Raw genomic sequence first — 25,457 nt, 5'->3', positions numbered from 1 at the left:
CAGGGCTCGAACCCTCGATCCCGGCGTTACAGGCAGCTCTTTCAGCGACCTGTTCTACCGCTCCGCTGCCAAGTCAGGGATGACCCCGACCCGGATGGGTAAAAACTTGTAACGACTTAGTTGACCGCTTCTTTCAGTGCTTTACCGGCTTTGAAGCCTGGTTTTTTAGCAGCAGCGATCTGCAGCGTCTTGCCGGTCTGTGGGTTACGACCAACGCGAGCTGGACGATCAGTCACGGAGAAAGTACCGAAACCAACCAGAACAACGGAGTCGCCAGCCTTGAGAGCGCCAGTGACGGATTCGATTACAGCGTCCAGCGCACGGCCAGCAGCAGCTTTCGGGATATCAGCGGATGCAGCGATAGCATCAATCAGTTCCGACTTGTTCACTCTAAGTCCCCTTATATCTATTTTGAGATGATTCTAAGTTTTTTGGTGAAAGCAAAAACGAGTGCTGAATGGCCTACAGACACTTAAGAGCCGCTTTATAACAAGGGCTCTAAAAAGCTGTCAAGGAAGCCACCCAGGCAAAAGCATACTAATGCGTGCTAATTCTTTCCTTAGCATCAGACTCACGTTTTTCATCCTTGGCAACTATCTCCGGAGCCACATCCGGCAAGGGCTCCGGCGCGTATTGCAGCGCAATTTGCAGGACCTCGTCAATCCATTTAACCGGTTTAATCTGCAGATCCTGCTTGATGTTGTCCGGAATCTCCTTGAGATCACGCACGTTCTCTTCAGGAATAATCACAATCTTGATTCCGCCGCGGTGAGCCGCGAGCAGTTTTTCCTTCAGGCCACCAATCGCCAGCACTTGACCACGCAAGGTGATTTCACCGGTCATGGCGACATCGGCGCGTACCGGAATGCCGGTCAGGGCCGACACCAGTGCCGTACACATGCCGACACCAGCGCTAGGACCATCCTTCGGCGTTGCCCCTTCCGGCATGTGGATGTGCGTGTCGCGCTTCTCGTGGAAGTCCAGGGGAATGCCCAGGCTCTTCGCGCGGCTGCGCACCACGGTCAGGGCAGCAGTGATCGATTCGACCATTACATCACCCAGCGAACCGGTCTTGATCAACTGACCTTTACCCGGCACCACAGCCGCTTCGATGGTCAGCAATTCGCCGCCAACCTGAGTCCAGGCAAGGCCTGTGACCTGACCGATCTGATCCTGCTGCTCGGCCAGGCCGTAGCGGAACTTGCGCACACCGAGGAAATGCTCCAACAGATCAGCTGTCACTTTCACCGAGAAGCGTTTTTCCAGCGCATGCTCTTTCACGGCCTTGCGGCAGACCTTGGCGATCTGACGCTCGAGGCCACGCACACCGGCTTCACGGGTGTAGTAACGGATGATGTCGCGAATCGCTTCCGCGTCGAATTCCAGCTCGCCCTTCTTCAGACCGTTGGCGGTGATCTGTTTTGGCGAGAGGTATTTGACGGCAATGTTGATCTTTTCGTCTTCGGTGTAGCCCGGCAGACGAATGACTTCCATCCGGTCCAGCAGTGCTGGCGGGATGTTCATCGAGTTCGAGGTGCACAGGAACATCACATCCGAGAGGTCGTAATCGACTTCCAGATAATGATCGTTGAAGTTGTGGTTCTGCTCGGGATCGAGCACTTCCAGCAACGCCGACGCCGGATCGCCACGCATGTCGCTGCCCATCTTGTCGATTTCATCGAGCAGGAACAGCGGGTTGCGAACGCCCACCTTTGTCATCTTTTGAATCAATCTTCCCGGCATCGAACCGATGTAAGTCCGGCGGTGACCGCGAATTTCCGCTTCATCACGCACGCCACCGAGGGCCATACGTACGAACTTGCGGTTGGTGGCGTGGGCAATCGACTCCGCCAGCGAGGTTTTACCCACGCCAGGAGGACCCACCAGGCACAACACCGGGCCACGAATTTTCTTCACGCGCTTTTGCACGGCGAGGTATTCAAGGATGCGTTCCTTGACCTCTTCGAGACCGTAGTGATCGGCGTCGAGAATGTCTTCTGCTCGCGCCAGGTCAAGGCGCACCTTGCTTTGCGCCTTCCACGGCACCTGCACCAGCCAGTCGATATAGGAGCGCACCACGGTGGCTTCGGCGGACATCGGCGACATTTGCTTGAGCTTGTTCAGCTCGGCGGTAGCCTTGGTCAGCGCGTCTTTCGGCAGGCCCGCTGCATCGATGCGCTTTTTCAGCTCTTCGATTTCGTTGTGACCTTCATCGCCGTCGCCCAGCTCTTTCTGAATGGCCTTCATCTGCTCATTCAGGTAGTACTCGCGCTGGCTGCGTTCCATTTGCTTTTTGACACGGCCGCGAATGCGTTTTTCGACTTGCAGCAGATCGATCTCGGCATCCAGCAACGCCAGAACGTGCTCGACCCGGGCCGACAAATCGATGATTTCGAGGATTTCCTGCTTCTGCTCGATTTTCAGCGCCATGTGCGCAGCCATGGTATCGACCAGACGACCCGGCTCATCGATGCTGTTGAGCGACGACAGGACTTCAGCCGGAACTTTCTTGCCCAACTGCACATATTGTTCGAACTGCGACAGCAGAGTGCGCACGAAGACTTCGGACTCGCGCTCGGCGGCGTCAACTTCTTCGATCAGCGAAACTTCCGCACGGCAATGGCCGTCGACTTCGCTGAAGCGCTCGACGGTGCCACGCTGCTCACCCTCGACCAGAACCTTGACAGTGCCGTCAGGCAGCTTCAGAAGCTGCAGGACGGTGGCGATGGTACCTACGCGATAGAGAGCGTCTTCCCCGGGATCATCGTCAGCCGGGTTTCTCTGGGCCAGCAGCAGAATCTGCTTGTCACCCGTCATCGCTGCCTCGAGGGCTTCGATGGATTTCTCGCGCCCCACGAACAGCGGGATAACCATGTGCGGATAAACCACGACATCACGCAATGGCAGGAGAGGCAATTCGATGGTTGTCTTCATGATTTCGCCTCTACGGCGGCCATATGGCCGTAATCAGATGGAATTGAGCTTGAAACCAAGATGGGGGCTGCCTTGAAAAAAAACAAGCGCAAAGCGGATGTAAAAAATGACATAAAAAAAAAGAGGCCCGAAGGCCCCTTCTTTGTTGCGGCAGAGAGGACGCTTACGCGTCCGGCGCTGCCTTGGCGGCCGGCTCACTGTTCTCGTAGATATACAGTGGCTTGGACTTGCCTTCGATCACGCTTTCATCGATCACGACTTTGCTCACCTCGGACTGCGAGGGGATTTCATACATCGTGTCGAGCAGTACACCTTCAAGAATCGAGCGCAGGCCACGAGCACCGGTTTTACGTTCCAGGGCACGCTTGGCGACCGATTTCAGCGCGTCGGAACGGAATTCCAGATCCACGCCTTCCATCTCGAACAGCTTGGCATACTGTTTGGTCAGAGCATTTTTCGGCTCGGTGAGAATCTGCATCAGCGCAGCTTCATCGAGCTCGTCCAGCGTCGCGAGCACCGGCAGACGACCAACGAATTCCGGGATCAGACCGAACTTGACCAGATCGTCAGGCTCGACTTCACGCAGGGATTCACCGACTTTCTTGCCTTCTTCCTTGCTGCGCACTTCTGCGTTGAAACCGATGCCGCCTTTGGTGGAACGGTTTTGAATAACCTTTTCCAGACCAGAGAACGCACCACCACAGATGAACAGGATGTTACGGGTGTCTACCTGCAGGAATTCCTGCTGCGGGTGCTTGCGACCACCTTGCGGCGGTACGGAAGCGACCGTGCCTTCGATCAGTTTCAGCAAGGCCTGCTGCACGCCTTCACCGGAAACGTCCCGAGTGATCGACGGGTTGTCGGACTTGCGGGAAATCTTGTCGATTTCATCGATGTAGACAATGCCCATCTGGGCCTTCTCTACGTCGTAGTCGCATTTCTGCAACAGCTTCTGAATGATGTTCTCGACATCTTCACCCACGTAACCCGCCTCGGTGAGGGTGGTTGCGTCGGCAATGGTGAACGGAACGTTCAGCAAGCGGGCCAGCGTTTCGGCCAGCAGGGTTTTACCCGAGCCGGTCGGGCCGATCAGCAGGATGTTGCTCTTGCCGAGTTCGACGTCGTCAGCCTTTTTGTCACGCTGGTTCAGACGCTTGTAGTGGTTATACACCGCTACGGCCAGAACCTTTTTTGCACGCTCCTGACCAATGACGTATTGATCAAGGATGCCGCTGATTTCTTTAGGCGAAGGCAATTTATGCGCGCTGCTTTCGGCCTGGGCTTCCTGCACCTCCTCGCGGATGATGTCATTGCACAGGTCGACGCACTCGTCCCAGATAAAGACCGAGGGGCCGGCAATCAATTTGCGCACTTCATGCTGGCTTTTGCACCAGAAGGAGCAATAGAGCAGCTTGCCGTTGTCCTCGCCGTTGCGGGTGTCAGTCATTCGTTCGATCCAAATCCAATAGGCTTGCAACACAAGATGAAGGCTATTGCGGGCTTTTTCAAGCCCGCCGCTGATCAGACCAGCCGACCAAGCCTATTTTGAGCTGCTTATTTTTAAGCTGGACGCTGGTTGATCACTTCATCGATCAGACCATATTCCTTCGCAGCTTCTGCACTCATGAAGTTGTCGCGGTTGGTATCGCGCTCGATTTCTTCCAGAGTGCGACCGCTGTGCTTGGCCATCAGTGTGTTCAGGCGCTCACGAATGAAGAGGATTTCCTTGGCATGGATTTCGATATCCGATGCCTGACCCTGGAAACCGCCCAGTGGCTGGTGAATCATCACTCGCGAGTTCGGCAGGCAGAAACGCTTGCCTGGCGCGCCTGCGGTCAGCAGGAACGCGCCCATGCTGCACGCCTGACCGATACAGGTGGTCGACACGTTGGGTTTGATGAACTGCATGGTGTCGTAGATCGACATGCCAGCCGTCACCGAACCGCCCGGGGAGTTGATATAGAGATGGATGTCCTTGTCCGGGTTTTCCGCTTCAAGGAACAGCAGTTGCGCACAGATCAGGTTGGCCATGTAGTCCTCTACCGGACCAACCAGAAAGATCACTCGCTCCTTGAGAAGGCGCGAATAGATGTCGTAGGCGCGTTCGCCACGAGCGGACTGCTCGACAACCATCGGAACCAGGCCGCCTGCGGCCTGGATATCTGAGTTCTGCTGAATATACGAATTACGGAACATGCTCTGCAGTCACTCCCAAATAGTTATGTCTTGAATACGCATAAGCCAGCTCGAAGGCTGGCTTATGTGTGTGCTTCTTAACGCAAAATCAATCAGTCGGCTTTTGGAGCTTCTACCGGCTTGACCGCTTCTTCGTAAGAGACCGATTTGTCGGTCACGCTAGCTTTCTGCAGAACAGTATCCACAACTTGTTCTTCCAGCACAACCGAACGGACTTCGTTCAGCTGCTGGTCGTTCTTGTAGTACCAGGACACAACCTGCTCAGGCTCTTGATAAGCCGAAGCCATTTCCTGAATCATTTCGCGAACGCGAGCTTCGTCAGGCTTCAGGTCGAATTGCTTGACCACTTCAGCAACGATCAGGCCCAGCACTACACGGCGCTTGGCTTGCTCTTCGAACAGCTCGGCCGGCAGTTGATCTGGCTTGATGTTGCCACCGAACTGCTGAACAGCCTGCACGCGCAGACGGTCAACCTCGTTGGACAGCAGAGCCTTCGGCACTTCGATCGGGTTGGTGGCCAGCAGACCGTCCATTACCTGATTCTTGACCTTGGATTTGATCGCCTGACGCAGTTCACGCTCCATGTTCTTGCGAACTTCGGTGCGGAAACCGTCGATGCCGCTTTCCTTGATACCGAACTGAGCGAAGAACTCTTCGTTCAGCTCTGGCAGCTTAGGCTCGGAGACAGTGTTGACAGTCACGGTGAACTCGGCGGTTTTGCCAGCCAGGTCCAGGTTCTGATAGTCCTCTGGGAAGGTCAGGTTCAGAACGCGCTCTTCGCCGGCTTTAGCGCCAACCAGGCCTTCTTCGAAGCCAGGAATCATGCGGCCGGAACCCAGCACCAGCTGAGTACCCTTGGCGGAACCGCCAGCGAACACTTCGCCGTCAACCTTGCCAACGAAATCGATGTTCAGTTGGTCTTCGTTCTGGGCAGCGCGATCGGCCACTTCAAAACGGGTGTTCTGCTTGCGCAGGATGTCGAGCATTTTGTCCAGGTCAGCGTCAGCCACGTCAGCGCTCAGGCGCTCAACGGTGATGCCTTCGAAACCGGCAACGGTGAACTCAGGGAACACTTCGAACACTGCAACGTATTCCAGATCCTTGCCAGCTTCGAGCGACTTTGGCTCGATCGAAGGCGAACCGGCAGGGTTGAGCTTCTGCTCAACCACAGCTTCGTAGAAGGAGGACTGGATCACGTCGCCTACAGCTTCCTGACGCGCATCAGCACCGAAACGGCGCTTGATTTCGCTCATTGGCACTTTGCCTGGACGGAAGCCAGCAATCTTGGCCTTTTGGGCAGTCTGCTGCAGACGCTTGTTGACCTGGCTCTCGATGCGCTCAGCCGGCACAGTGACGCTCATGCGGCGCTCAAGAGCAGTAGTATTTTCAACAGAAACTTGCATGGATATTCCTCGTTGCACAGACGTTAGCCGGCCGTTTCCGACCCCAGAATCAAGGGCATGCATTCTAGTGGGTCAAACTCAAGAAGTCACCCTACTGAAAACGGGTAAAAAAACAGCAGGCATTTTATCGGGACCGCTACACCAATGCAGCGCATCCCACAGGCGAATACAACCAATCACGCCAGGGCTCTGCGCCAACCGCTTCTATATATAGAAGAGACTGCCAATCACTCCCTGACGGCCGGCCTTGCAAGCAAGCCCGGCGAGCAGCGCGGCATCATCGAGCAACATAAATACGACGAAGCGCCCTGCTCTTGCGTCCCGAAACCGGCAATTGCCGGTTTTCAAAACCGCTAAAACAAAAAAGGCGCCAGACTGTTAAATCTGGCGCCTTTCGAAATATGGGGTGGACGATGGGGATCGAACCCACGACAACGGGAGTCACAATCCCGTGCTCTACCAACTGAGCTACGCCCACCATATTGCGTAACAAAAAAGCCAATTAACTTCTTTGTTGAAACCTCACCAGCCCGAAGACCCGAATGAAGCTTTAATTGGTGCGGATGAAGAGACTCGAACTCTTACGCCTCGCGGCGCTGGAACCTAAATCCAGTGTGTCTACCAATTCCACCACATCCGCAGATGAAGCCTTTGAAGCAAAAACGCCAGACCGTTAAATCTGGCGTTTTTTCGAAATATGGGGTGGACGATGGGGATCGAACCCACGACAACGGGAGTCACAATCCCGTGCTCTACCAACTGAGCTACGCCCACCATATCGCGTTACTTGTGCCAAAGCTGCCTAATGGCGCACCCGGCAGGACTCGAACCTGCGACCATCCGCTTAGAAGGCGGATGCTCTATCCAGCTGAGCTACGGGCGCCTTGTTAATCTGTACTCTTAAAGGACTACAAACTAAGTGCTTTCCAGTGTCGCAGAACATACATTCCGCTCCACCTTCTTAACCAGTGCTAGGCTGTGCCCGACAAGTGCGACGAATAGTATAGAGCGCTCCAAAGGTCGTCAAATCCTTTTTGAAAAAAATTCATTTAATTAAAGGGGTTAGGGGAATTTGCTGACCAAGCGCCTTTGCCCTCACCGCGCGACATGCGAGAATGCGTTCTCATTTTTTCCCCTCTCGATGGTTAATCACGCGCAATGACTGCACAACTAATCGACGGCAAATCGATCGCCGCCAGCCTGCGCCAGCAGATCGCCCAACGAGTTGCCGAGCGTCGCCAGCAAGGCCTGCGCACTCCCGGCCTCGCGGTGATCCTGGTCGGCAGCGATCCTGCCTCTCAGGTTTATGTCTCGCACAAGCGTAAAGACTGTGAAGAGGTCGGCTTCCTCTCTCAAGCGTACGACCTGCCCTCTGAAACCACGCAACAAGCGCTGACCGATCTGATCGATCGTCTCAACGACGACCCTGCGATCGACGGCATCCTGCTGCAACTGCCGCTGCCCGAGCACCTGGACGCCTCGAAACTGCTCGAGCGCATTCGCCCGGACAAAGACGTCGACGGTTTCCACCCTTATAACGTCGGTCGCCTGGCCCAGCGCATTCCGCTGCTACGTCCGTGCACACCTAAAGGCATCATGACGCTGCTGGAAAGCACTGGCGCTGACCTCTATGGAATGGACGCAGTGGTTGTCGGCGCGTCCAACATCGTCGGTCGTCCGATGGCGATGGAACTGCTACTGGCCGGCTGCACCGTCACCGTGACCCACCGCTTCACCAAAGATCTGGCCGGCCACGTCGGTCGTGCCGATCTGGTGGTCGTGGCTGCCGGCAAGCCGGGCCTGGTCAAGGGCGAGTGGATCAAGGAAGGCGCGATCGTGATCGACGTCGGCATCAACCGTCAGGACGACGGCAAACTGGTCGGTGACGTTGTCTACGAAACCGCCCTGCCCCGCGCTGGCTGGATCACTCCGGTGCCGGGCGGCGTCGGTCCGATGACCCGCGCTTGCCTGCTGGAAAACACCCTGTATGCGGCAGAAACCCTGCACGCCTGACCGGTACTTTCAGCAATAAGAGAAACCCGCCTTGTGCGGGTTTTTTCATGCCTGAGAAAAAACTGTAACCGTTCGCCGGAACCCCCTCTTTTTACAGGCCTTTTCACGAGATTTTCAGGCCCTTCAAACAACCATCGACAGATCTTCAGCCATACTCCTAGAATGCGACGCTTTGAAGAAATAACCCGTTACAAACTAACGGAATATCCAACCTTTATGAGTTCGCCCGCGTGAAAATTCGTCTCTCGATTCTGAGCCTGTTTTTTGCATTTACAGGCACTTTCATCACGCCAACGATCAACGCTGCGGAAACCACCGCTGCCCCCCGTGACGCTTCGACACTGAAGATCGCCTCCGGCAGCGCCCTGCTCATGGATATGCAGACCAACAAAGTCATTTATTCCAGCAACCCTGACGTGATCGTGCCGATCGCCTCGGTGAGCAAGCTGATGACTGGACTGGTAGTGGTTGAAGCCCGGCAAAACATGGACGAATGGATCAATGTCGATATCAGCAACACACCGGAAATGAGAGGTGTGTTCTCCCGAGTCAAACTCAAGAGTGAGCTGCCGCGCCGCGAGATGCTGCTGATTGCGCTGATGTCCTCGGAAAACCGCGCCGCCGCCAGCCTCGCGCACCACTATCCGGGTGGCTACGCAGCCTTTATCGCGGCGATGAACGCCAAGGCCAAGGCACTGGGCATGACCAGTACGCACTTCGTCGAGCCAACAGGCTTGTCGGAGCGTAACGTTTCCACCGCCCGCGACCTGAGCAAGCTGCTGGTGGCCGCGCACAAGTACCCGCTCCTCAGCGAGCTCACCACCACCAAGGAAAAAACCGTGTCGTTCCGCAAACCCAATTACACCTTGGGTTTCCGCAATACCGATCACTTGGTCAATAAAGCCGACTGGGACATCAAGATCACCAAGACCGGCTTCACCAACCCCGCCGGGCATTGCCTGGTACTGGTGACGAGGATGGGTAACCGTCCGGTCGCCTTGGTGATTCTCGACGCCTTTGGCAAATACACCCATTTTGCCGATGCCAGCCGTATCCGCAGCTGGGTTGAAACCGGCCGCAGCGCCAACGTTCCTGCGGTGGCGCAACAATACAAGGCCGAGAAAAACCTCAAGTCGCGCCAGAGTGGCGTAGTTGAAGCGTCCAAGTAATCCGCCACACAAGGAAAAGCCCCGAATCTTCGGGGCTTTTTTTCATCTGTATGTCAGTCATTGGGCAGCGGCATCTGGTCGTCATCGGGGATGCCATCGCCTGCACTCCGATCCCGTGCAGGTTCGGGCGTCATGATATTGGGCCGGGCCATCGGATCGCGCAGCGGGCTATCCGGGTCCAGCACCGGATCAATCTCCGGCTCTGGGGTGGTAGGCACGCTGTCCGGTTTCTGGTCGTCGAAGCTTGAATCGGTACTCATACGCACCTCACATCAAGGTTTCAGATTGGCTAATGGGTCATAAGGCTTGGCCGGCTGCTTATCGTCCTCGCCGGGTTTCACGTCTTTCGGCGCTTTCGCCGGGCCGACGGGATCGACTTGCGGATCATCGAGATCCGGCGAATCCGGATCGAAGCCCAGATCATGTCCCGAAGAATGCTCGGTCGAATGCGGGCCTTTCGGCGATGGGGAATCTGCCATGCTCACCTCCTGATTCACCCGAAAAACGGGTTATAGGCGTAAGAGGCTTGCCGGGCGCAGTCGTGCCCGGCAGATGACGAACGGAGACTCAGTGTGCCGCCAATGCCTTGCGCGCCTGCGCTGCTTCGTTTTCCTGACCGGCCTGAGCCAGTTCATCCGCCGCTTTGAGCCAGCGCTGACGGTCGACGGCTGCCGGGATCTGCGAGGGTTTTTGAATCAGAATCGCCCAGCCACCGGACTTTTCCAGCGCCGATTCAAAGGCACTGAAACTCATCAGTTCGCGACGATTCATGCCGGCACGCAGCAAAACCTTCTGTTTATTGCGGTCGTAGCCGGACAGGATCGCGTAACGCGGCTCCGCCCAGAACGCCGAGCCCTCGCTGAAGCGCACCATCACCGGGTAACCCGCCGCCACTTGCATCAACAGCGCGGGCAGGTCGCTGTCCAGCGGATAAACCACCATGCCGTATTCACGGGCAAGGTTCTGGATATTCTCCTGCAGTTTGTCTTCGGCACCCGGCAAGCGCAGTGGCTTTTCCAGCAAACCCGGGGTAATCACGATGCCCTGCTGCGACAACAGGCTGGCCAGCACTTGCGGCCCGCTCTGATTGGCTTCGCCGCGATAGAACGTGCCGCTGAGTTCGACCCGTTCCGGCAGACGCTTGACCTCAGGCGCGACACTGCCTGCACAGCCGGCCAACATGGCCGCGCATCCGGCCACCAGCAGCGCCACACGAATTCGAGAAAATACCTGCACCATCGTCACTCTCTGTTCAGACGCCGGTCATCGTGTTCCGGCAACGCCTGCGATCATAGGGCCGCGCCAGGCTGCGGTATAGCCTTAAGCGGCAGACACATCGATTGCATAGAGCAAACTGATTGGTCACCACCGACCTTTGGTCAATAGCCTGAAACACCCCATTGTCTAGACTGTCACTGAAACAGAGCAAATTGAAAAAGTGTGCGCCCGATGCAGGGCGAAGAGGAGGCACTGATGAGCCTGACCATGACTATCGTAATGTTGATTGCCGGCTGGCTGGCCGTGGCTGCTGCCATGTTGTGGGGGGTGCTGCGGATTTCGCGGCGCCATCATCACCATCCGGTTCAGCCTGCTGCAGTTGAGAAAGCCGAGAAGCACCGGGTTCGCCACGCGACCGCGCACTGAAATTGAACAGCAAAAGCAAAGGCCCCCTCACCCTAACCCTCTCCCAGAGGGAGAGGGGACTGACCGAGTGGCATACTCGAATTACGTAGACCTGCAATACCGAGCCGAACTCAAGACTAAAATACTCTTCAGATCGGCTCCCTCTCCCTCGGGAGAGGGCTGGGGTGAGGGGCTGGTCTTACCGGGTATAGAAAACCTGAAATGAAAAAAGGCCGCCTGAACTCAGTTCAAGCGGCCTTTTTGGCTTATTGGCGATTACGCCTGCTCAGCCAACTTCTTCTGCCTGGCCCGACGCGACATCATGTTCAGCACTTCAATCGCTGCCGAGAACGCCATCGCCGCATACACATAACCTTTCGGTACATGGGCGCCGAAGCCTTCAGCGATCAAGGTCATACCGATCATGATCAGGAAGCCCAGGGCCAACATCACCACCGTCGGGTTGTCGTTGATGAACTTGGCCAGCGGTTCAGCAGCAAACAGCATCACCAGCACCGACACCACCACCGCGATGATCATGATCGGCAAGTGTTCAGTCATGCCGACGGCAGTAATGATGCTGTCGATCGAGAACACCATGTCGAGCATCAGGATCTGGCCAATAGCGGCAGCGAAACCCAGAGTAACCGTCGAAGTCGCCGACTTCGGATCTTCCGGTGCCGGGTCCATGCTGTGATGGATCTCGGTGGTGGCCTTCCAGACCAGGAACAGACCACCGGCAATCAGGATCATGTCCTTCCAGGAAAAGGCCTGACCCAGAATCTCGATCACTGGGGCGGTCAACTGCACGATGAACGCGATGGTGCTCAACAGTGCCAGTCGCAGGATCAATGCCATGCCGATACCGATGCGGCGCGCCTTCTGCTGGTACTGCTTGGGCAATTTGTTGGTCAGGATCGAGATAAAGATCAGGTTATCGATGCCAAGCACGATTTCCATCACCACCAATGTGGCCAAAGCAACCCAGGCGGTGGGGCTGGCGGCGAGCTGTAACAGATATTCCATGGGTCAGTCCTGACTCTGTGTAAGACGAATTAGATGGTCTTGGAGGAAGATTCGGATTTTTCCGCGTCTTTTTCCGGTGTTTCTTTTTTCTCGATCAAGCCGCCGGTGGCATCGCTCAGCGCTTGTTCAGCGGCTTTATGGGTGTCGTCGATCGCTTGCTTGGCGCTTTCGGCAGCCTTACCCATCAATTGCTGGGCGCTTTTCTCGGCCTGATCGCAACCGGCCAAAAGCAGTAAAGACGTAAACATCAATGCTGGGATGGTGTATTTCATAAAGTTTCCTTCGAATGAACAGACAGGCTCACAGACCGGCCGTCGATGGCTGGGCATTCTAGGGAGATGAACACTTCAGGAAAATTCGTATTTTTAGCGGCTATACTTCGGTTTTCACGAACTGTAGAACGTTATGCTTAATTACCGACAACTGCATTACTTTTGGGTCGTAGCCAAGACCGGCAGTATCGTGCGCGCCTGCGAACAATTGAACCTGACGCCACAGACCATCAGCGGGCAGATTTCACTGCTCGAACAGACTTATGGCATCGAGTTATTCAGACGGGTTGGCCGACAGCTGGAACTCACAGAAGCCGGGCGACAAGCCCTGCCCTACGCCGAGCAAATGTTTCAACTCGGCGGCGAACTGGAATTGATGCTGCGCGCCCAGCCCAACGAACAGCAGATTCTGTTCCGTGTAGGGGTGGCAGACGTGGTGCCAAAATCCATCGTCTATCGCCTGATAGCACCGACCATGGAGCTGAATGAACCGCTGCGCATCACCTGCCGCGAAGACAAACTCGAACGCTTGCTCGCCGATCTGGCCATCCAGCGCCTGGACCTGGTGATCTCCGACAGCCCGATGCCTTCGCATCTGGACATCAAGGGCTACAGCCAGAAACTCGGTGAATGCGGGATCAGTTTCTTTGCCACCGCCGAACTGGCGGGCAGATACGGTCAGGATTTCCCGCGCAGCCTGCACGGCGCGCCACTGCTGATTCCTGGCGCGGAAACCGTAGTGCGCAGCCGCTTGCAGCGCTGGTTTGCCGAGCAGCAGATCCAGCCGCAAATCGTCGGCGAGTTTGATGACAGTGCCTTGATGCAGGCGTTTGGCCAATCCGGCAGCGGGATTTTTATCGGCCCGAGCGTGATTGCCGATGAAGTGAAGCGCCAGTACGGCGTCGAACTGATAGGCCAGACCGACGCAGTGACCGAGTCGTTCTATGCCATTTCGGTGGAACGCAAGGTCAAGCACCCCGGTATCGTTGCGATTACCGAAGGTGCCCGACGCGAGCTGTTTACTGCGTTATGACGCCTCAGCGCACATTTCGCGCGGCTTGAGCGTCATCAGCACCATGGCGAGGAATACCGACAGCAGAATGAAACCGGCGGCGGCAAAGCCGAGGAAGCCCAGGCCTGCACTGTCGATGACCCGGCCACCGACGATAGCGCCCAGACCGATGCCCAGATTGGCCCCGGCGATGTTCAGCGAAGCAGCAAAGGCCGGCGCTTCTGGCGCGGCTTTCATCAGACGCACATGGCTGACCAGGAACAATGCAGCCTGGGTGATACCCCAGATACCCATGGCCACCGCCAGACCCACTGGCGAATGAATGTTCGGCACCAGCGAGACCATGCCGGAAATCATGAACGCACAGAACAACACCGACGCCCCCAGCGGATGCCGGTCCACCGCACGACCGCCCAGCGAGTTGCCAATCAGCCCGACCGCGCCGAAGGCCATCAGGCACCAACCGACGACAGTGCCGTTGAACCCGGCGAGGCGCTCAAGAATGTCGGCCAGATAGGTGTAAGCGGTAAACATGCCGCTGAACACCAGAATCGACAGGACGATATGGCCGATCATCAACGGGCTGCGCAAGATCTTGAACTGCGAACGGAAGCTGACCTGATGCTGGTGCAGGCTGGTTTTCGGCAGGTAAACAAATAGCAGCAAGGCTTTGGCAAACGCGATGACTGCCAGAATGCCAAAGGCACTGCGCCAGCCGAACGCATCGGAGATCAACGTACCTACCGGAATACCGAACACCGTGGCGCAGACAATGCCGAAGCCGATCTTGGCGATCGCGCGGCCGGCGAAATCCGGGCCGACGATGTCCACCGCTGTTTCACTGGCCAAGGCCCAGAACACCGGCAGACCGAGCGCCGGGATCAGTCGGGCAATCGCCATCACCCAGATGTTCGGCGCCAGCGCGGCCACGGTATTGGCGAGGCCAAACATGATCAGGATGCTGATAAACAGCTTGCGCCGCTCGAAGCGAGCGAAATAGGCGGTCAAGAAAGGCCCGAACATGGCCACGGTAAAAGCGAATAGAGTCACCAGCAACCCGGCCTGCGGGATGGTGACTTCAAGGTCGCGGGCAATCGCCGGCAACAGGCCGACGATGACGAATTCCGTGGTCAGCACCGTGAATCCGGCGGCAGACAACAGAAGAATGGGCAACAGCATGCGCAACTCCAGCAAAACGACGACACCAGCGTTGACCCGGAGGCCCGCTGGCATGACTTGAAAATAAGGATGGGCAATCTTAACAGAGTGTGTCCGGGCTGACTTGCCCAAACCTGCCGACTTTGTTGCCTGATCCGGTGGCAGATCGTCACAGGCCTGAAGGATAAGGCCTACGCTGTGATAAAGTCCGCGCCCTGAAAAACGTACAGCCTATTCAACGACCAGTTTACTGGCGTTGATCTCGCGTCAGCCCTTTCGGTGCGTGACGGTGGTCTGCCCCCGTTTTGCCATCGCTATCACGCAACCCTGCACCCTATAAAAAATCAGAGATGCCGCTATGACTGCTTCATCCCCTTCTCTATTGCAACGTCTGAAGAACCTGAGCCTGGTCGCACAGATCCTCATCGGCCTGATCGCCGGTATTGCCTTGGCGATGTTTGCCCCGCAAGTGGCAAAAGACACCGCGTTCATCGGCAAAGTGTTCGTGTCGGCGTTGAAAGCCGTCGCGCCGATTCTGGTGTTCGTGCTGGTAATGGCCTCGATTGCCAACCACAAGCACGGCCAGGAAACCCACATCCGCCCGATTCTGTTCCTCTATCTGCTGGGCACCTTCGCCGCAGCAGTGGTGGCCGTCGTTGCCAGCATGGCGTTCCCGTCGCACTTGGTGCTCGCCACCGAGAACGTTGCGGTCACTGCGCCGGGCGGCATTGGTGAGGTCTTGCAAAGTTTGCTGCTCAGTGTGGTCGATAATCCGGTGAAGGCGCTGATCGAAGCCAACTTCATCGGCATTCTGGCCTGGGCGATCGGCATGGGTGTCGCGATTCGCCATGCCGGTGACACCACCCGCGAAGTGCTGGGTGATCTGTCCAACGGTGTGACCCTGATCGTGCGCGTAGTGATTCGCTTCGCGCCGCTGGGCATTTTCGGTCTGGTCGCTTCGACACTGGCCACCTCAGGTTTTGGCGCACTGATCGGTTACGCGCACCTGCTGGCTGTCCTGCTCGGTTGCATGCTGTTCGTGGCGCTGGTGATGAACCCGCTGATCGTGTTCTGGAAGCTGCGTCGCAATCCGTATCCGTTGACCCTCAAGTGCCTGCGTGAAAGCGGTATCACTGCATTCTTCACCCGCAGCTCGGCGGCGAACATTCCGGTCAACCTGGAATTGAGCAAGCGTCTGGGCCTGCACGAAGACACCTATTCGGTGTCGATCCCGCTGGGCGCGACCATCAACATGGCCGGCGCGGCGATCACCATTACCGTGCTGACCCTGACTGCGGTGCATACGCTGGGCATTGCCGTGGACATTCCGACGGCGATTCTGCTCAGCGTTGTCGCGGCGATTTGTGCGTGTGGCGCTTCGGGTGTCGCCGGTGGTTCATTGCTGTTGATTCCGTTGGCATGCAGCTTGTTTGGCATTCCGAGTGAGATTGCCATGCAGGTGGTGGCGGTCGGTTTCATTATTGGTGTGTTGCAGGATTCGGCAGAGACCGCGCTGAACTCGTCGACTGACGTGTTGTTCACCGCTGCGGCGTGCCTGGGTGAGGAAGCCAAAGCCCAACGCACGGCTTGATATTCGCTGTAATGAAAAGCCCGCCATGGTGTGAACCTTGGCGGGCTTTTTTGTGGCTGAGATCTTTTCCCCCTCACCCCAACCCTCTCCCCCCAGGGGGGCGAGGGGGAAAGGGAGCTGATTTGTGTGCTGTTCAAAACCTGAGTTCGACTCGATAGATCAGGTCGGCGTATCTCGAACAAACAACTCGGTCAGTCCCCTCTACCTCTGGGAGAGGGCTAGGCGGGCGGCGTTCCGATGAGGGGCTTTGACGTTTTAGAACGCGCCCATGTAATCACGCTTGCCCACTTCAACCCCGTTATGACGCAGCAGCGCATAAGTCGTGGTGACGTGGAAGAAGAACTGCGGCAAACCGTAAGTCAGCAAATAAGCCTGACCACTGAAGCGCTTCTCTTTCGGTGTACCCGGACGGGTGACGATTTCGATGCCTTCCTTGCCATCGATCTGCTCTGGCTTGATCTCGCCGATGTAGGCCAGCACCTTGGCGATCAAGACTTGCAGCTCGGCGAAGGTGGTTTCGGTATCGTCGTACTTCGGCACTTCGACTTCAGCCAGACGCGAGGAGACGCCTTTGGCGAAGTCCACGGCGATCTGTACCTGACGGGTCAGCGGGAACATGTCCGGGAACAGACGCGCTTGCAGGAAGGCGTTCGGGTCGATGTTTTTCTCGGTGGCGTGGGCTTCAGCCTTTTTCAACACATCACTCAAAGCGTTGAGCATTTGTTGAAAAACCGGGACGGATGCGGCGTATAGGGAAATGGTCATGGCAGTCTCGTGGGTGGCTGGGTGGAACAAGGAGGCGATTATAGCCATGCTTGATGACCACACGGCTTGCCTTTTGTTTGGCAAGGATTAGGCTAGGCGCCTTCGACTGCAGAGGGAACGCGCGATGACCACAGAACCAGAATCCACCTTCGACGAGCCTCGGCTCAATGCCACGGAAATCCGCATCCTCGGCTCGTTGATCGAGAAACAGGCGACCAGCCCGGAAACCTATCCGCTGACACTCAACGCTTTGGTCACCGCGTGCAATCAGAAAACCAGCCGCGAACCGGTGATGAACCTGACTCAGGGCCAGGTTGGCCAGAGCCTGCGCGCCCTCGAAGGCCGCGGTTTCGCCAAGCTTGTCATGGGCAGTCGCGCCGACCGCTGGGAGCACAAGGTCGACAAGGCGCTGGAGCTGGTGCCGGCCCAGGTGATTTTGAGTGGATTGATGTTTCTGCGTGGTCCGCAAACCGTCAACGAACTGCTGACCCGCAGCGGCCGCATGCATGATTTCGAAGATGCCGAACAGGTGGTGCATCAGCTTGAACGCCTGATTGCGCGCGGGCTGGCGGTGCTGATTCCGCGTCAGGCCGGGCAGCGTGAAGATCGCTACACCCATGCGCTGGGGGACCCGGCGGACATCGAAGCGATCATGGCGGCGCGGCAGAATCCGTCGGATCGCGGCGCAAGCAGTGGCGTGTCAGTCGAGCGCATCGAAGAGCTCGAGGCGCGGATCGCCGCACTGGAAGAACGCCTGGCCCGCCTAGAATAACCACACAGAACCAATGCAGGAGTGAGCCTGCTCGCGATAGCGGTGTGTCAGTCAAATATGATGTGACTGACACACCGCTATCGCGAGCAGGCTCACTCCTGCAAGGGATCTATGTTTTACTCCCCATCCCAGTAATCCACACCATCCGTCTGCCGCGCCACCGCCACAAAGCCTGAAGTATTACCTTCGGCATCCACCTGAAAATTATCCATCACCGCATATTTGTTCGAATCCGGGTATTCGCAGATTTCCGGCTGCTGCTGGGTGCTCACCGCCAGATAACGCAATTCGCCCGAGCTGGTGTTGATGATCTGATGCGCCTTCTCCGGGCCACCCGGCGGACAGGCGATCACATCGCCTTCGCGAATCGGAAAACGCTCGGCGCCAAGACGCACCTCGCCCTCCCCGGCCACCACGTAGAACATTTCTTCGTTGACCCGATGGCTGTGAAACGGACTGCCGCGCATGCCCGGTGGCAACGCGTACAGCCGATAACCAAGCTTCTGCGAACCCAATTGCTGACCGACGCGGGCCATGCGCTGCTGATAGCGCCCGGCGGTTTCGCCTTCGGGTGCCAAGGCTGCGGGCAGGAGTTCGAGTTCGACCTGATGCAGGTTGAGGATGGGCGGGTGCATGGGGGCCTCGGTCACGGTTTTTTGTGGTGGGCAAGTCTGGGCTTGCTGGGGAGGCAGTATAGGCAAGGTTCTGATCTAAATCCGTTGTGAGGCCATCGCGAGCAGGCTCACTCCTACAGGGTGAACGCATTCCAACTGTAGGAGTGAGCCTGCTCGCGATGAAGCCGGTAAGGCTCTTACACAATTCGCTGATCAGCTCCGGGCGAACGCCACCGCCGCCGCAAATTGCTCTTCAGTCGGGCGCACGCCGGTGTACAAGACAAACTGCTCCAGCGCCTGAATCGCAATCACCTCCAGCCCGGTAATCACCTTTTTACCTTCGGCCCGAGCGCGCACGATCAACGGCGTCTCCGACGGAATCGCCACCACATCAAAAACCGTATCAGCTGCTGCAATAACCTCAGACGCAAACGCCAGTTGCCCAGCCTCCGGCCCACCGTCCATGCCCACCGGCGTCACGTTGATCAGCATCTGCGGGCGCTCATCGCCCAGCTCAGCCTGCCAGCGATAGCCCAGCGATTGCGCCAACGCCCGCCCTGCCCGCTCGTTACGGGCGACGATCAAACCGTTTTTATAACCACCATCGCGCAAAGCGCTGGCCACCGCTTTGGCCATGCCGCCGCTGCCGCGCAGGGCGAAAGTCGATTCTTTGGGCACTGCGTGGGTTTTCAGCAACTGCTCAATGGCAATGTAATCGGTGTTGTAAGCCTTGAGGTGGCCGCTGGTGTTGACGATGGTGTTGATCGACTGGATCGCCGCTGCCGACGCGTCCAGTTCGTCGACCAGCGCAATGCAGGCTTCCTTGAACGGCATCGACACGCCACAGCCACGAATTCCCAGTGCGCGGATGCCGCCGACGGCACCGGTCAGGTCCTGGCTACTGAACGCCTTGTAGTAAAAGTTCAGCCCCAACTGCTCATACAAATGGTTATGAAAACGCAGACCGAAATTGCCTGGGCGCCCTGACAGGGACATGCACAGCTGGGTGTCTTTGTTCGGGTTCATCTGCATGAAACTTCTCCTTCAAACGCACTTTCGGATAGACGGGATTAGCCAGCCCATCGGGTTCTGAACGATCATAGAGGCCTGTTTTAAACGTGTTTTGTGGCCCTCGCCGGCCCGGTAAAGAAGCCGGTACAGACCTTACACAAAATTTACCCAACGGCTGTGCTGATTTTCACAATTTCGCTGTCTTAGAAGTATCCCCGCGACAACTGTGGGCCTGGTGCAGGCCCTGTCACCGGGTCGAAGAACCGAGGACTCATCATGATTCGTAAACTCCCCATTCTGGCCTTGTTGATTGGCGCACTCGCTGTCACAGGTCAGGCAGAAGCCGGTGGTGGCCACGGCTGGCAAGGCCCTGCGGTGTTTGGCGCGATCGTCGGCTCGGCCATCATCGGCTCGGCACTGATCAACCAGGATCGGCCGGTGTATGTGCAACAACAGCCGGTTTATGTTCAACCACAACCGGTCTACGTGCAGCAGCCACCACCACCGGTCTACTACCAACCGGCACCGGTGTATGTGCAGCAACCGGTGTATATCCAACAGGCCCCCGTCTACTACGGCCCGCCTCGCGGCTATTACGGTCGGCCACATGGCTACTATGGCGGCCCACGCTGGTAACCGAAACACAAAGCCCCGCTTTTATAGCGGGGCTTTTTTATGACCGTTGGTCGGCCAGCGTCTGAAAAAATCTCGCCAAGGTCGCTGTGAGGACAGTTTCACCGGCTAAAGTCGGCATGATTGAGTGACCGTTATGTACATTTCCACAAAACGGTCACTTTTTTGTCATGACGGAGCTGCAATCTGAATCCGTCCGTAAACAACAGGTTGATAACAACAAGGACGACTGTATGCCAACACAAAACCCGCACCGCATCGTCGGCCTGTGCACCTCCAGCAAGGTGTACAGCGCGCTGACCGAACTCAAGCACCTGGAAGGCCATCGCTGCGCGAAATTTCTCTCGCTGCTGGCGGAAAATCTTGTGCACAAGGGTTTGCTCAACGAGCGCGAGGTCATGCACATGCTTGATCAGGTGGTCGACTGAGCCCGCCCTCAACGGCGTCAATGACCACTATCGAAAGCGTTGATTGTCCGTAGAACCGGCGAATCTCTAAGGTAGCTCCATTGATAGATGGAGGTATTCGTCATGGCTCAGGTTCAAATCATGTCCGTTATCGGCAGCGCCGTTCCCGCTTCGCTCAGGGCTTCGGGCTTGCTCGCCTGCTGGTATCTGATGCGCGACGGTGAAGCGATCAGCGGCCCGCTCACTTCCCTGCCCGCTGCGCAGGCACTGTCGCAGAAGATCGTCAGCGAGCCGTTCCACGCTTAAGGCAGTTGCACCTTGGGCTTGGTCTCGGCGAACAACGCCCAGCTCGACATGAACAACGCCGCGATCAACGGCCCAATCACAAAACCGTTGAGGCCGAACACTGCCAGACCGCCAAGGGTCGAGATCAGAATCAGGTAATCGGGCATTTTGGTGTCCTTGCCCACCAGAATCGGTCGTAGCACGTTGTCCACCAGACCGATCACGAAAACCCCGAACAAGCCCAGCACCACGCCCTGCCAGATCATCCCGCTGAGCAGGAAATACACCGCCACCGGCGCCCAGACAATCCCCGCGCCCACCGCTGGCAGCAACGACAAAAACCCCATCAAAACCGCCCACAGCAATGCGCTGGGGATGTCGAGAAACCAGAAAATCGCTCCGCCCAGCGCGCCTTGAGTCACCGCGACTACCAGATTGCCCTTCACCGTCGCCCGAACCACGCGGTTGAACTTCAACTGCAAGCGCCGCTTGTGGCCTTCCTCCAGTGGCACGGCGGTCCGCACCTTGCGCGCCAGTTCGGCGCCGTCACGCAGAAAGAAAAACAGCAGATACAGCATGATGAAAAAACTCACCACGAACTCGAACGTACCCTGACCAAAACTGAACGCTTGAGTGGCCAGGACCTGACTGCCCTGCATCGCCGATTTGACGATTTTCTCGCGCAGGCCATTGAGTTCGCCCATGCCGAAACGGTCGAGCAAGTGCTGAAAGTATGGCGGCAAGCTGTGCTTGAACTGCGCCAGATACGCGGCAATGTCCAGCTCACCGCTTTCGATATTCTTGTAAACCGTCGCCCCCTCCTGCACCAGCAACACGCTGACGATGATCACCGGCAAAATCGCGATGACCAGACAGATGCTCAATGTGCACAGCGAGGTCAGGTTACGTTGCCAGCCGAATTTCGCCTGCAATTTGCGTTGCATCGGCGCAAACAGAATGCCGAGGATCACCGCCCAGAACACCGCACCGTAGAACGGCAACAGGATCCAGATAAAGGCCACCGTGACCAGCACCAGCAGCACGGTCAGGGATTTGAATTGAAGGCTTTTTTCGTTCATGTCCGATCCATTTCAGTCAGGCGTCATGCACGCCCCGATCCTTAGTCAACCGGGGCCTGCACGAGTGCCATCTTTATTCATGGAGCATAGTTGCGGATCGGCATGAGGCGGTTATCTAACCGGTAGTTGCACGATCTGCTCGGTGTTCAGCACATCGCCAAAGGTGTCCTCGACCTCCGCCAGCGCGGCTTTGTGCAAGGAATCCTTGTCGATGGTCACGCCATTGGCGCGGGTGATCGCCCGGGTCGCCGAAGCGTCGGACGCGACGATCACGTTGTACCCCAACGGCGCTGCATCGCGCGCAGCGCCGGCGACACAGGCGTGGGTCATCAGGCCCGCGACGATGACCGTGCGGATACCGGACTGCTTCAGGCGTTCGTTCAGATCGGTGCTGCCGAACACACTGACGGTGGTTTTTTGCAGCACCAGGTCCTTGGCGCGTGGCTGCATCTGCGGGTGAAATTTCACCGTGTCACCATCGATGGCAAACACTGACGAACCGGCCGGGGCCACGTGTTGAACGTGATAAACGGGGATCTTGTGGCGGTCGGCGAAGGCGATCAGCTTACGGGTGTTGGCCAGCGCGGCGGCACCGTCGGGGATCGGCATCTTGCCGGTGAAGTATTCGTTCTGAAAATCAATCACCAGCAACGCGGATTTGCCGGCGGGCAACTGGCTGACCGGTGTGGAGCCAGACATTGCACGGATCGTTGGATGGCTGTCTGCCAAGGCAGTGGTGCTGGCCAATACAGCGGAAAATGCACAAGCGCTGAGAAATCGACGGGGCAAGCGTTGCATGGGGGAAATACCTTTGTTCATTGAGTGATGGACAAAGCTTAAGCAGGCGCCCGCATTGGGAACACCGTGAAACCGGCACATGATCTGTGCTGTTTCTGCACAGATATGACGCCCCGCCAAAGCATAGATCCAGGTCAATAAAGCTCGCCGGAATCCGCATTACCCTGCCGCGCTTTTGCGACCGACACCGCCATGACCCCAACCCTCGCCACCCCGGAACTGCTTGCCCCCGCCGGCACCCTGAAAAACATGCGCTACGCCTTCGCCTACGGCGCCGATGCAGTTTACGCCGGGCAACCGCGCTACAGCCTGCGGGTGCGCAACAACGAATTCGATCATGCCAATCTGGCGCTGGGCATTCGCGAAGCGCAGGCGCAGGGCAAACGCTTCTACGTGGTGGTCAACATCGCTCCGCACAACGCCAAGTTGAAGACCTTTCTCAAGGATCTGGCACCGGTGATCGAGATGGCACCGGATGCGCTGATCATGTCCGACCCGGGGCTGATCATGCTGGTGCGCCGGCATTTCCCGCAGATGCCGATACACCTGTCGGTGCAGGCCAACACGGTGAATTGGGCGAGTGTCGAGTTCTGGCTGCAGCAGGGGTTGAGCCGGATCATCCTGTCGCGAGAACTGTCACTGGAAGAGATCGGCGAAATCCGCGAACAGGTGCCAGGCATGGAGCTGGAAGTGTTCGTGCATGGTGCGTTGTGCATGGCCTATTCCGGGCGCTGCCTGCTGTCGGGCTACATGAACAAACGCGACGCCAATCAAGGCACCTGCACCAATGCCTGTCGCTGGAAATACTCGGCGCAGGAAGCCACGCAAAACCAGCTCGGCGAGATCGTCCAGACCTTTCAGCCCGAGCCGACCCTGGGCCTCGGCACGCCGACCGATCAGGTGTTCCTGCTGCAGGAAGCCAATCGCCCTGACGAGTTGATGCCGGCGTTCGAAGACGAGCACGGCACCTACATCATGAACGCCAAGGACCTGCGCGCCGTGCAACACGTCGAGCGCCTGACACGCATGGGCGTGCATTCATTGAAGATCGAGGGCCGAACCAAATCGCATTTCTACTGCGCGCGCACCACCCAGGTGTATCGCCGGGCAATTGATGATGCCGTGGCCGGGCGTGAGTTTGATCGCAGCCTGATGACCGATCTGGAGTCACTGGCGCAGCGTGGCTACACCGAAGGTTTTCTGCGCCGCCACGTGCATGACGAATACCAGAACTATCTGAACGGCAGCTCAGTCTCGGAGCGCCAGCAATTCGTCGGCGAACTGACCGGCGAACGGCGTGATCGCTTGGCCGAGGTCAAGGTGAAGAACCGCTTTGCCCTTGGCGATCATCTGGAACTGATGACCCCCAAAGGCAATTTTCATTTTGATCTGCATGAGTTGCAGAGCCTCAAGGGTGAGGCGATCGAGGTGGCGCCGGGGGATGGGCATACGGTTTATCTGCCGATTCCGGAGGGGGTGGATTTGCGGTTTGGGTTGTTGATGCGGGATCTGCGGGGCGCCTGAGAAGCCCTCATCGGAACGCCGCCCGCCTAGCCCTCACCCAGAGGGAGAGGGGACTGATTGGGGGATATTGGAGAGATCCACCGACCTGAAAATTCGTCGGTGAATCCACAATCGACTTTTCTGATCAAGAAAATCAGACTTGGCCGAATCCATAATCGACCCGATTGTTCAGGTCGGCGTATAACCCGAGACACCTCGGTCGGCCCCCTCTCCCTCCGGGAGAGGGCTGGGCGGGCGGCGTTCCGATGAGGGTCGGCTTTTCCTACACACTAAACTCCTCCCGCAACATCGCCACAAACGCCTCCCGCGCCGGATGCACCCCGGCGTTTTCATGCCAATAAAACAAATTGTCGACGGCGGTCAATTCCGGGAATTTGTACCCCACACACCCAGCCCCTTTTGCGTACTGCTCAAACACGCCCTTGGGCACCAGTGCCACTCCTGCCCCGGCACTCACACACCCGACAATCGCCCCGTAACTGGCCAGGCTGACAATCGGCAGCGCTTGCCCCTGACGCAACAGCCAATGCTCCAGCGCCGCCCGATACGGACAACCCTGCGGCCACATGAACACGGTCTTGTCCTGCAGATCATCAATGTCGCGCACCGGTCCAAACGAGGTCGATGCGATCAGCAGCAATTCTTCGCGATACATCGGCGTGCGCTTGAGCTGTGATCGTTCGACATCCACCGCGACAATCGCCCCGTCGAGGCGATGGCTGACGGTATCGTCGAGCAATTGCCCCCAAGTGCCGGTGGTGAGTTCCAGCGCCACCTGCGGATAACGCTTGTGAAACTTCGCCAGCAAGCGCGGCAGGCGCCCGGTCGCCGAGGATTCGATCGCGCCGATGCGCAACGGCCCGGACGGCTCGGCCGAAGGATCCACCGCGCGTTTGGCCTCGACGGTCAGCGCCAGAATCTTTTCCGCATAGACCAGAAACGTCTGCCCCGCCGGACTGATGCGCAACCCGCGACCCTCACGCAGAAACAGTGCAACGCCCAACTCGGCCTCAAGTGCCTTGATCCGTGCGGTGATGTTCGACGGCACGCAGAACAGCTTTTGCGCCGCCCGGGCGATGCTGCCGACCTCCACCACAGTCTTGAACATACGGATTTGTGCCAGCTCCATACCCATCACTCTGAGTGAACATTCAGCGCAGTATAAGTCAGTT

At 57.4% G+C, this 25,457-nt stretch carries 28 protein-coding genes and 4 tRNA genes; 11 read left to right on the top strand and 21 right to left on the bottom strand.

From position 1 onward, the window contains the following. Positions 1-116: 116 nt before the first annotated feature. The 5 genes from ACIPIZ_RS05050 to tig all read right to left on the bottom strand — a co-directional run bounded on the left by ACIPIZ_RS05050 (position 117) and on the right by tig (position 6,533). Positions 117-389 (bottom strand): HU family DNA-binding protein, encoded by a 273-nt coding sequence (locus ACIPIZ_RS05050; RefSeq protein WP_008077714.1) that lies wholly within the window; start codon positions 387-389, stop codon positions 117-119. A 148-nt stretch (positions 390-537) separates the two neighbouring features. Beyond that, positions 538-2,934, bottom strand: coding sequence for an endopeptidase La (lon, locus tag ACIPIZ_RS05045; protein WP_064389228.1), 2,397 nt, complete (start codon positions 2,932-2,934; stop codon positions 538-540). A gap of 163 nt (positions 2,935-3,097) precedes the next feature. Then, a complete protein-coding gene (clpX, locus tag ACIPIZ_RS05040) occupies positions 3,098-4,381 on the bottom strand; it encodes an ATP-dependent Clp protease ATP-binding subunit ClpX (RefSeq protein ID WP_401164373.1) in 1,284 nt (427 codons plus the stop codon). Between the two features lie 113 nt (positions 4,382-4,494). After that, positions 4,495-5,130, bottom strand: a complete 636-nt coding sequence (gene clpP / locus ACIPIZ_RS05035) for an ATP-dependent Clp endopeptidase proteolytic subunit ClpP (protein WP_007951559.1) — start codon at positions 5,128-5,130, stop codon at positions 4,495-4,497. A gap of 92 nt (positions 5,131-5,222) precedes the next feature. Then, the gene (gene tig, locus ACIPIZ_RS05030; RefSeq protein ID WP_064389227.1) at positions 5,223-6,533 is read right to left on the bottom strand and encodes a trigger factor; all 1,311 of its coding nucleotides are present in this window, start codon (positions 6,531-6,533) and stop codon (positions 5,223-5,225) included. A gap of 144 nt (positions 6,534-6,677) precedes the next feature. On the opposite strand from tig, the gene ACIPIZ_RS05025 reads away from it, so the two are divergent. Continuing rightward, complete coding sequence (locus ACIPIZ_RS05025; RefSeq protein WP_122854304.1) at positions 6,678-6,890, top strand: hypothetical protein; 213 nt, start codon at positions 6,678-6,680, stop codon at positions 6,888-6,890. A 45-nt stretch (positions 6,891-6,935) separates the two neighbouring features. Here ACIPIZ_RS05025 and ACIPIZ_RS05020 read toward each other — a convergent pair. The 4 genes from ACIPIZ_RS05020 to ACIPIZ_RS05005 all read right to left on the bottom strand — a co-directional run bounded on the left by ACIPIZ_RS05020 (position 6,936) and on the right by ACIPIZ_RS05005 (position 7,416). Next, positions 6,936-7,011: transfer RNA gene (locus tag ACIPIZ_RS05020), tRNA-His, on the bottom strand. A gap of 77 nt (positions 7,012-7,088) precedes the next feature. Beyond that, positions 7,089-7,173: transfer RNA gene (locus ACIPIZ_RS05015), tRNA-Leu, on the bottom strand. A gap of 58 nt (positions 7,174-7,231) precedes the next feature. Then, a tRNA-His gene (locus ACIPIZ_RS05010) sits at positions 7,232-7,307 on the bottom strand. Positions 7,308-7,339: 32 nt separating this feature from the next. Next, a tRNA-Arg gene (locus ACIPIZ_RS05005) sits at positions 7,340-7,416 on the bottom strand. A 275-nt stretch (positions 7,417-7,691) separates the two neighbouring features. On the opposite strand from ACIPIZ_RS05005, the gene folD reads away from it, so the two are divergent. After that, entirely contained in the window at positions 7,692-8,546 is an 855-nt protein-coding gene (gene folD / locus ACIPIZ_RS05000) for a bifunctional methylenetetrahydrofolate dehydrogenase/methenyltetrahydrofolate cyclohydrolase FolD (protein WP_064389226.1), read from the top strand. A gap of 230 nt (positions 8,547-8,776) precedes the next feature. After that, a complete protein-coding gene (gene pbpG / locus ACIPIZ_RS04995; protein ID WP_064389225.1) occupies positions 8,777-9,715 on the top strand; it encodes a D-alanyl-D-alanine endopeptidase in 939 nt (312 codons plus the stop codon). Between the two features lie 53 nt (positions 9,716-9,768). Here the strand turns inward: pbpG and ACIPIZ_RS04990 are convergent, their stop codons facing one another. The 3 genes from ACIPIZ_RS04990 to ACIPIZ_RS04980 form a co-directional block, all read right to left on the bottom strand. Continuing rightward, complete coding sequence (locus ACIPIZ_RS04990; protein ID WP_064389224.1) at positions 9,769-9,975, bottom strand: hypothetical protein; 207 nt, start codon at positions 9,973-9,975, stop codon at positions 9,769-9,771. A 12-nt stretch (positions 9,976-9,987) separates the two neighbouring features. Then, the gene (locus ACIPIZ_RS04985) at positions 9,988-10,194 is read right to left on the bottom strand and encodes a DUF6021 family protein (protein ID WP_064389223.1); all 207 of its coding nucleotides are present in this window, start codon (positions 10,192-10,194) and stop codon (positions 9,988-9,990) included. An 88-nt stretch (positions 10,195-10,282) separates the two neighbouring features. Then, positions 10,283-10,954: a peptidase C39 family protein gene (locus ACIPIZ_RS04980; protein ID WP_122662051.1), complete on the bottom strand. Its 672-nt coding sequence runs from the start codon at positions 10,952-10,954 to the stop codon at positions 10,283-10,285. Positions 10,955-11,188: 234 nt separating this feature from the next. Between ACIPIZ_RS04980 and ACIPIZ_RS04975 the strand changes: the two genes are divergently transcribed. Next, entirely contained in the window at positions 11,189-11,359 is a 171-nt protein-coding gene (locus ACIPIZ_RS04975) for a hypothetical protein (protein ID WP_163024176.1), read from the top strand. A 255-nt stretch (positions 11,360-11,614) separates the two neighbouring features. Here ACIPIZ_RS04975 and ACIPIZ_RS04970 read toward each other — a convergent pair whose 3' ends face one another. Beyond that, positions 11,615-12,364: a TerC family protein gene (locus tag ACIPIZ_RS04970; protein ID WP_007917342.1), complete on the bottom strand. Its 750-nt coding sequence runs from the start codon at positions 12,362-12,364 to the stop codon at positions 11,615-11,617. A 29-nt stretch (positions 12,365-12,393) separates the two neighbouring features. Beyond that, a complete protein-coding gene (locus ACIPIZ_RS04965) occupies positions 12,394-12,636 on the bottom strand; it encodes a hypothetical protein (RefSeq protein WP_007917343.1) in 243 nt (80 codons plus the stop codon). Between the two features lie 133 nt (positions 12,637-12,769). Here ACIPIZ_RS04965 and nhaR point away from each other — a divergent pair, with 133 nt between their 5' ends. After that, positions 12,770-13,669, top strand: a complete 900-nt coding sequence (nhaR, locus tag ACIPIZ_RS04960) for a transcriptional activator NhaR (protein WP_064389220.1) — start codon at positions 12,770-12,772, stop codon at positions 13,667-13,669. On the opposite strand, the gene ACIPIZ_RS04955 is transcribed toward nhaR, so the two are convergent. Further along, entirely contained in the window at positions 13,664-14,827 is a 1,164-nt protein-coding gene (locus ACIPIZ_RS04955; RefSeq protein WP_064389219.1) for an MFS transporter, read from the bottom strand. The genes nhaR and ACIPIZ_RS04955 overlap by 6 nt on opposite strands. 337 nt (positions 14,828-15,164) lie before the next feature. Between ACIPIZ_RS04955 and sstT the strand changes: the two genes are divergently transcribed. Beyond that, positions 15,165-16,397, top strand: coding sequence for a serine/threonine transporter SstT (gene sstT / locus ACIPIZ_RS04950; RefSeq protein ID WP_401164366.1), 1,233 nt, complete (start codon positions 15,165-15,167; stop codon positions 16,395-16,397). Positions 16,398-16,652: 255 nt separating this feature from the next. Here sstT and ACIPIZ_RS04945 read toward each other — a convergent pair whose 3' ends face one another. Beyond that, positions 16,653-17,162, bottom strand: a complete 510-nt coding sequence (locus ACIPIZ_RS04945) for a DUF1993 family protein (RefSeq protein ID WP_401164363.1) — start codon at positions 17,160-17,162, stop codon at positions 16,653-16,655. A gap of 124 nt (positions 17,163-17,286) precedes the next feature. Between ACIPIZ_RS04945 and ACIPIZ_RS04940 the strand changes: the two genes are divergently transcribed. Further along, on the top strand, positions 17,287-17,934 hold the full coding sequence (locus tag ACIPIZ_RS04940) for a YceH family protein (RefSeq protein ID WP_064389216.1): 648 nt from the start codon (positions 17,287-17,289) through the stop codon (positions 17,932-17,934). A gap of 116 nt (positions 17,935-18,050) precedes the next feature. Here ACIPIZ_RS04940 and ACIPIZ_RS04935 read toward each other — a convergent pair whose 3' ends face one another. Beyond that, on the bottom strand, positions 18,051-18,569 hold the full coding sequence (locus ACIPIZ_RS04935) for a cupin domain-containing protein (protein WP_122854307.1): 519 nt from the start codon (positions 18,567-18,569) through the stop codon (positions 18,051-18,053). 192 nt (positions 18,570-18,761) lie between these two features. Further along, a complete protein-coding gene (locus ACIPIZ_RS04930) occupies positions 18,762-19,580 on the bottom strand; it encodes a shikimate 5-dehydrogenase (protein WP_401164360.1) in 819 nt (272 codons plus the stop codon). A gap of 255 nt (positions 19,581-19,835) precedes the next feature. Here ACIPIZ_RS04930 and ACIPIZ_RS04925 point away from each other — a divergent pair, with 255 nt between their 5' ends. The 3 genes from ACIPIZ_RS04925 (at position 19,836) to ACIPIZ_RS04915 (ending at position 20,905) form a co-directional block, all read left to right on the top strand. After that, positions 19,836-20,195, top strand: a complete 360-nt coding sequence (locus ACIPIZ_RS04925) for a hypothetical protein (protein ID WP_007917357.1) — start codon at positions 19,836-19,838, stop codon at positions 20,193-20,195. A 230-nt stretch (positions 20,196-20,425) separates the two neighbouring features. Beyond that, a complete protein-coding gene (locus ACIPIZ_RS04920; protein WP_016984641.1) occupies positions 20,426-20,620 on the top strand; it encodes a hypothetical protein in 195 nt (64 codons plus the stop codon). Between the two features lie 102 nt (positions 20,621-20,722). Further along, positions 20,723-20,905, top strand: coding sequence for a hypothetical protein (locus ACIPIZ_RS04915; RefSeq protein ID WP_007917359.1), 183 nt, complete (start codon positions 20,723-20,725; stop codon positions 20,903-20,905). Here ACIPIZ_RS04915 and ACIPIZ_RS04910 read toward each other — a convergent pair. After that, positions 20,902-21,963 carry an AI-2E family transporter gene (locus tag ACIPIZ_RS04910; protein WP_064389213.1) on the bottom strand — a complete coding sequence of 354 codons (1,062 nt, stop codon included), beginning with the start codon at positions 21,961-21,963 and terminating at the stop codon, positions 20,902-20,904. The two genes, ACIPIZ_RS04915 and ACIPIZ_RS04910, sit on opposite strands and share 4 nt — an antisense overlap. Positions 21,964-22,074: 111 nt before the next feature. Next, positions 22,075-22,761 carry a cysteine hydrolase family protein gene (locus ACIPIZ_RS04905; protein ID WP_401164359.1) on the bottom strand — a complete coding sequence of 229 codons (687 nt, stop codon included), beginning with the start codon at positions 22,759-22,761 and terminating at the stop codon, positions 22,075-22,077. Between the two features lie 192 nt (positions 22,762-22,953). Between ACIPIZ_RS04905 and yegQ the strand changes: the two genes are divergently transcribed. Continuing rightward, on the top strand, positions 22,954-24,285 hold the full coding sequence (gene yegQ, locus ACIPIZ_RS04900) for a tRNA 5-hydroxyuridine modification protein YegQ (RefSeq protein WP_401164357.1): 1,332 nt from the start codon (positions 22,954-22,956) through the stop codon (positions 24,283-24,285). A gap of 262 nt (positions 24,286-24,547) precedes the next feature. On the opposite strand, the gene ACIPIZ_RS04895 is transcribed toward yegQ, so the two are convergent. Beyond that, positions 24,548-25,414, bottom strand: coding sequence for a LysR family transcriptional regulator (locus tag ACIPIZ_RS04895; RefSeq protein ID WP_401164355.1), 867 nt, complete (start codon positions 25,412-25,414; stop codon positions 24,548-24,550). Between the last annotated feature and the right edge of the window lie 43 nt (positions 25,415-25,457).

Source organism: Pseudomonas sp. NPDC087690, assembly GCF_044743175.1.
Lineage (GTDB): Bacteria > Pseudomonadota > Gammaproteobacteria > Pseudomonadales > Pseudomonadaceae > Aquipseudomonas.
This window is presented reverse-complemented; position numbering and strand designations above follow the sequence as displayed.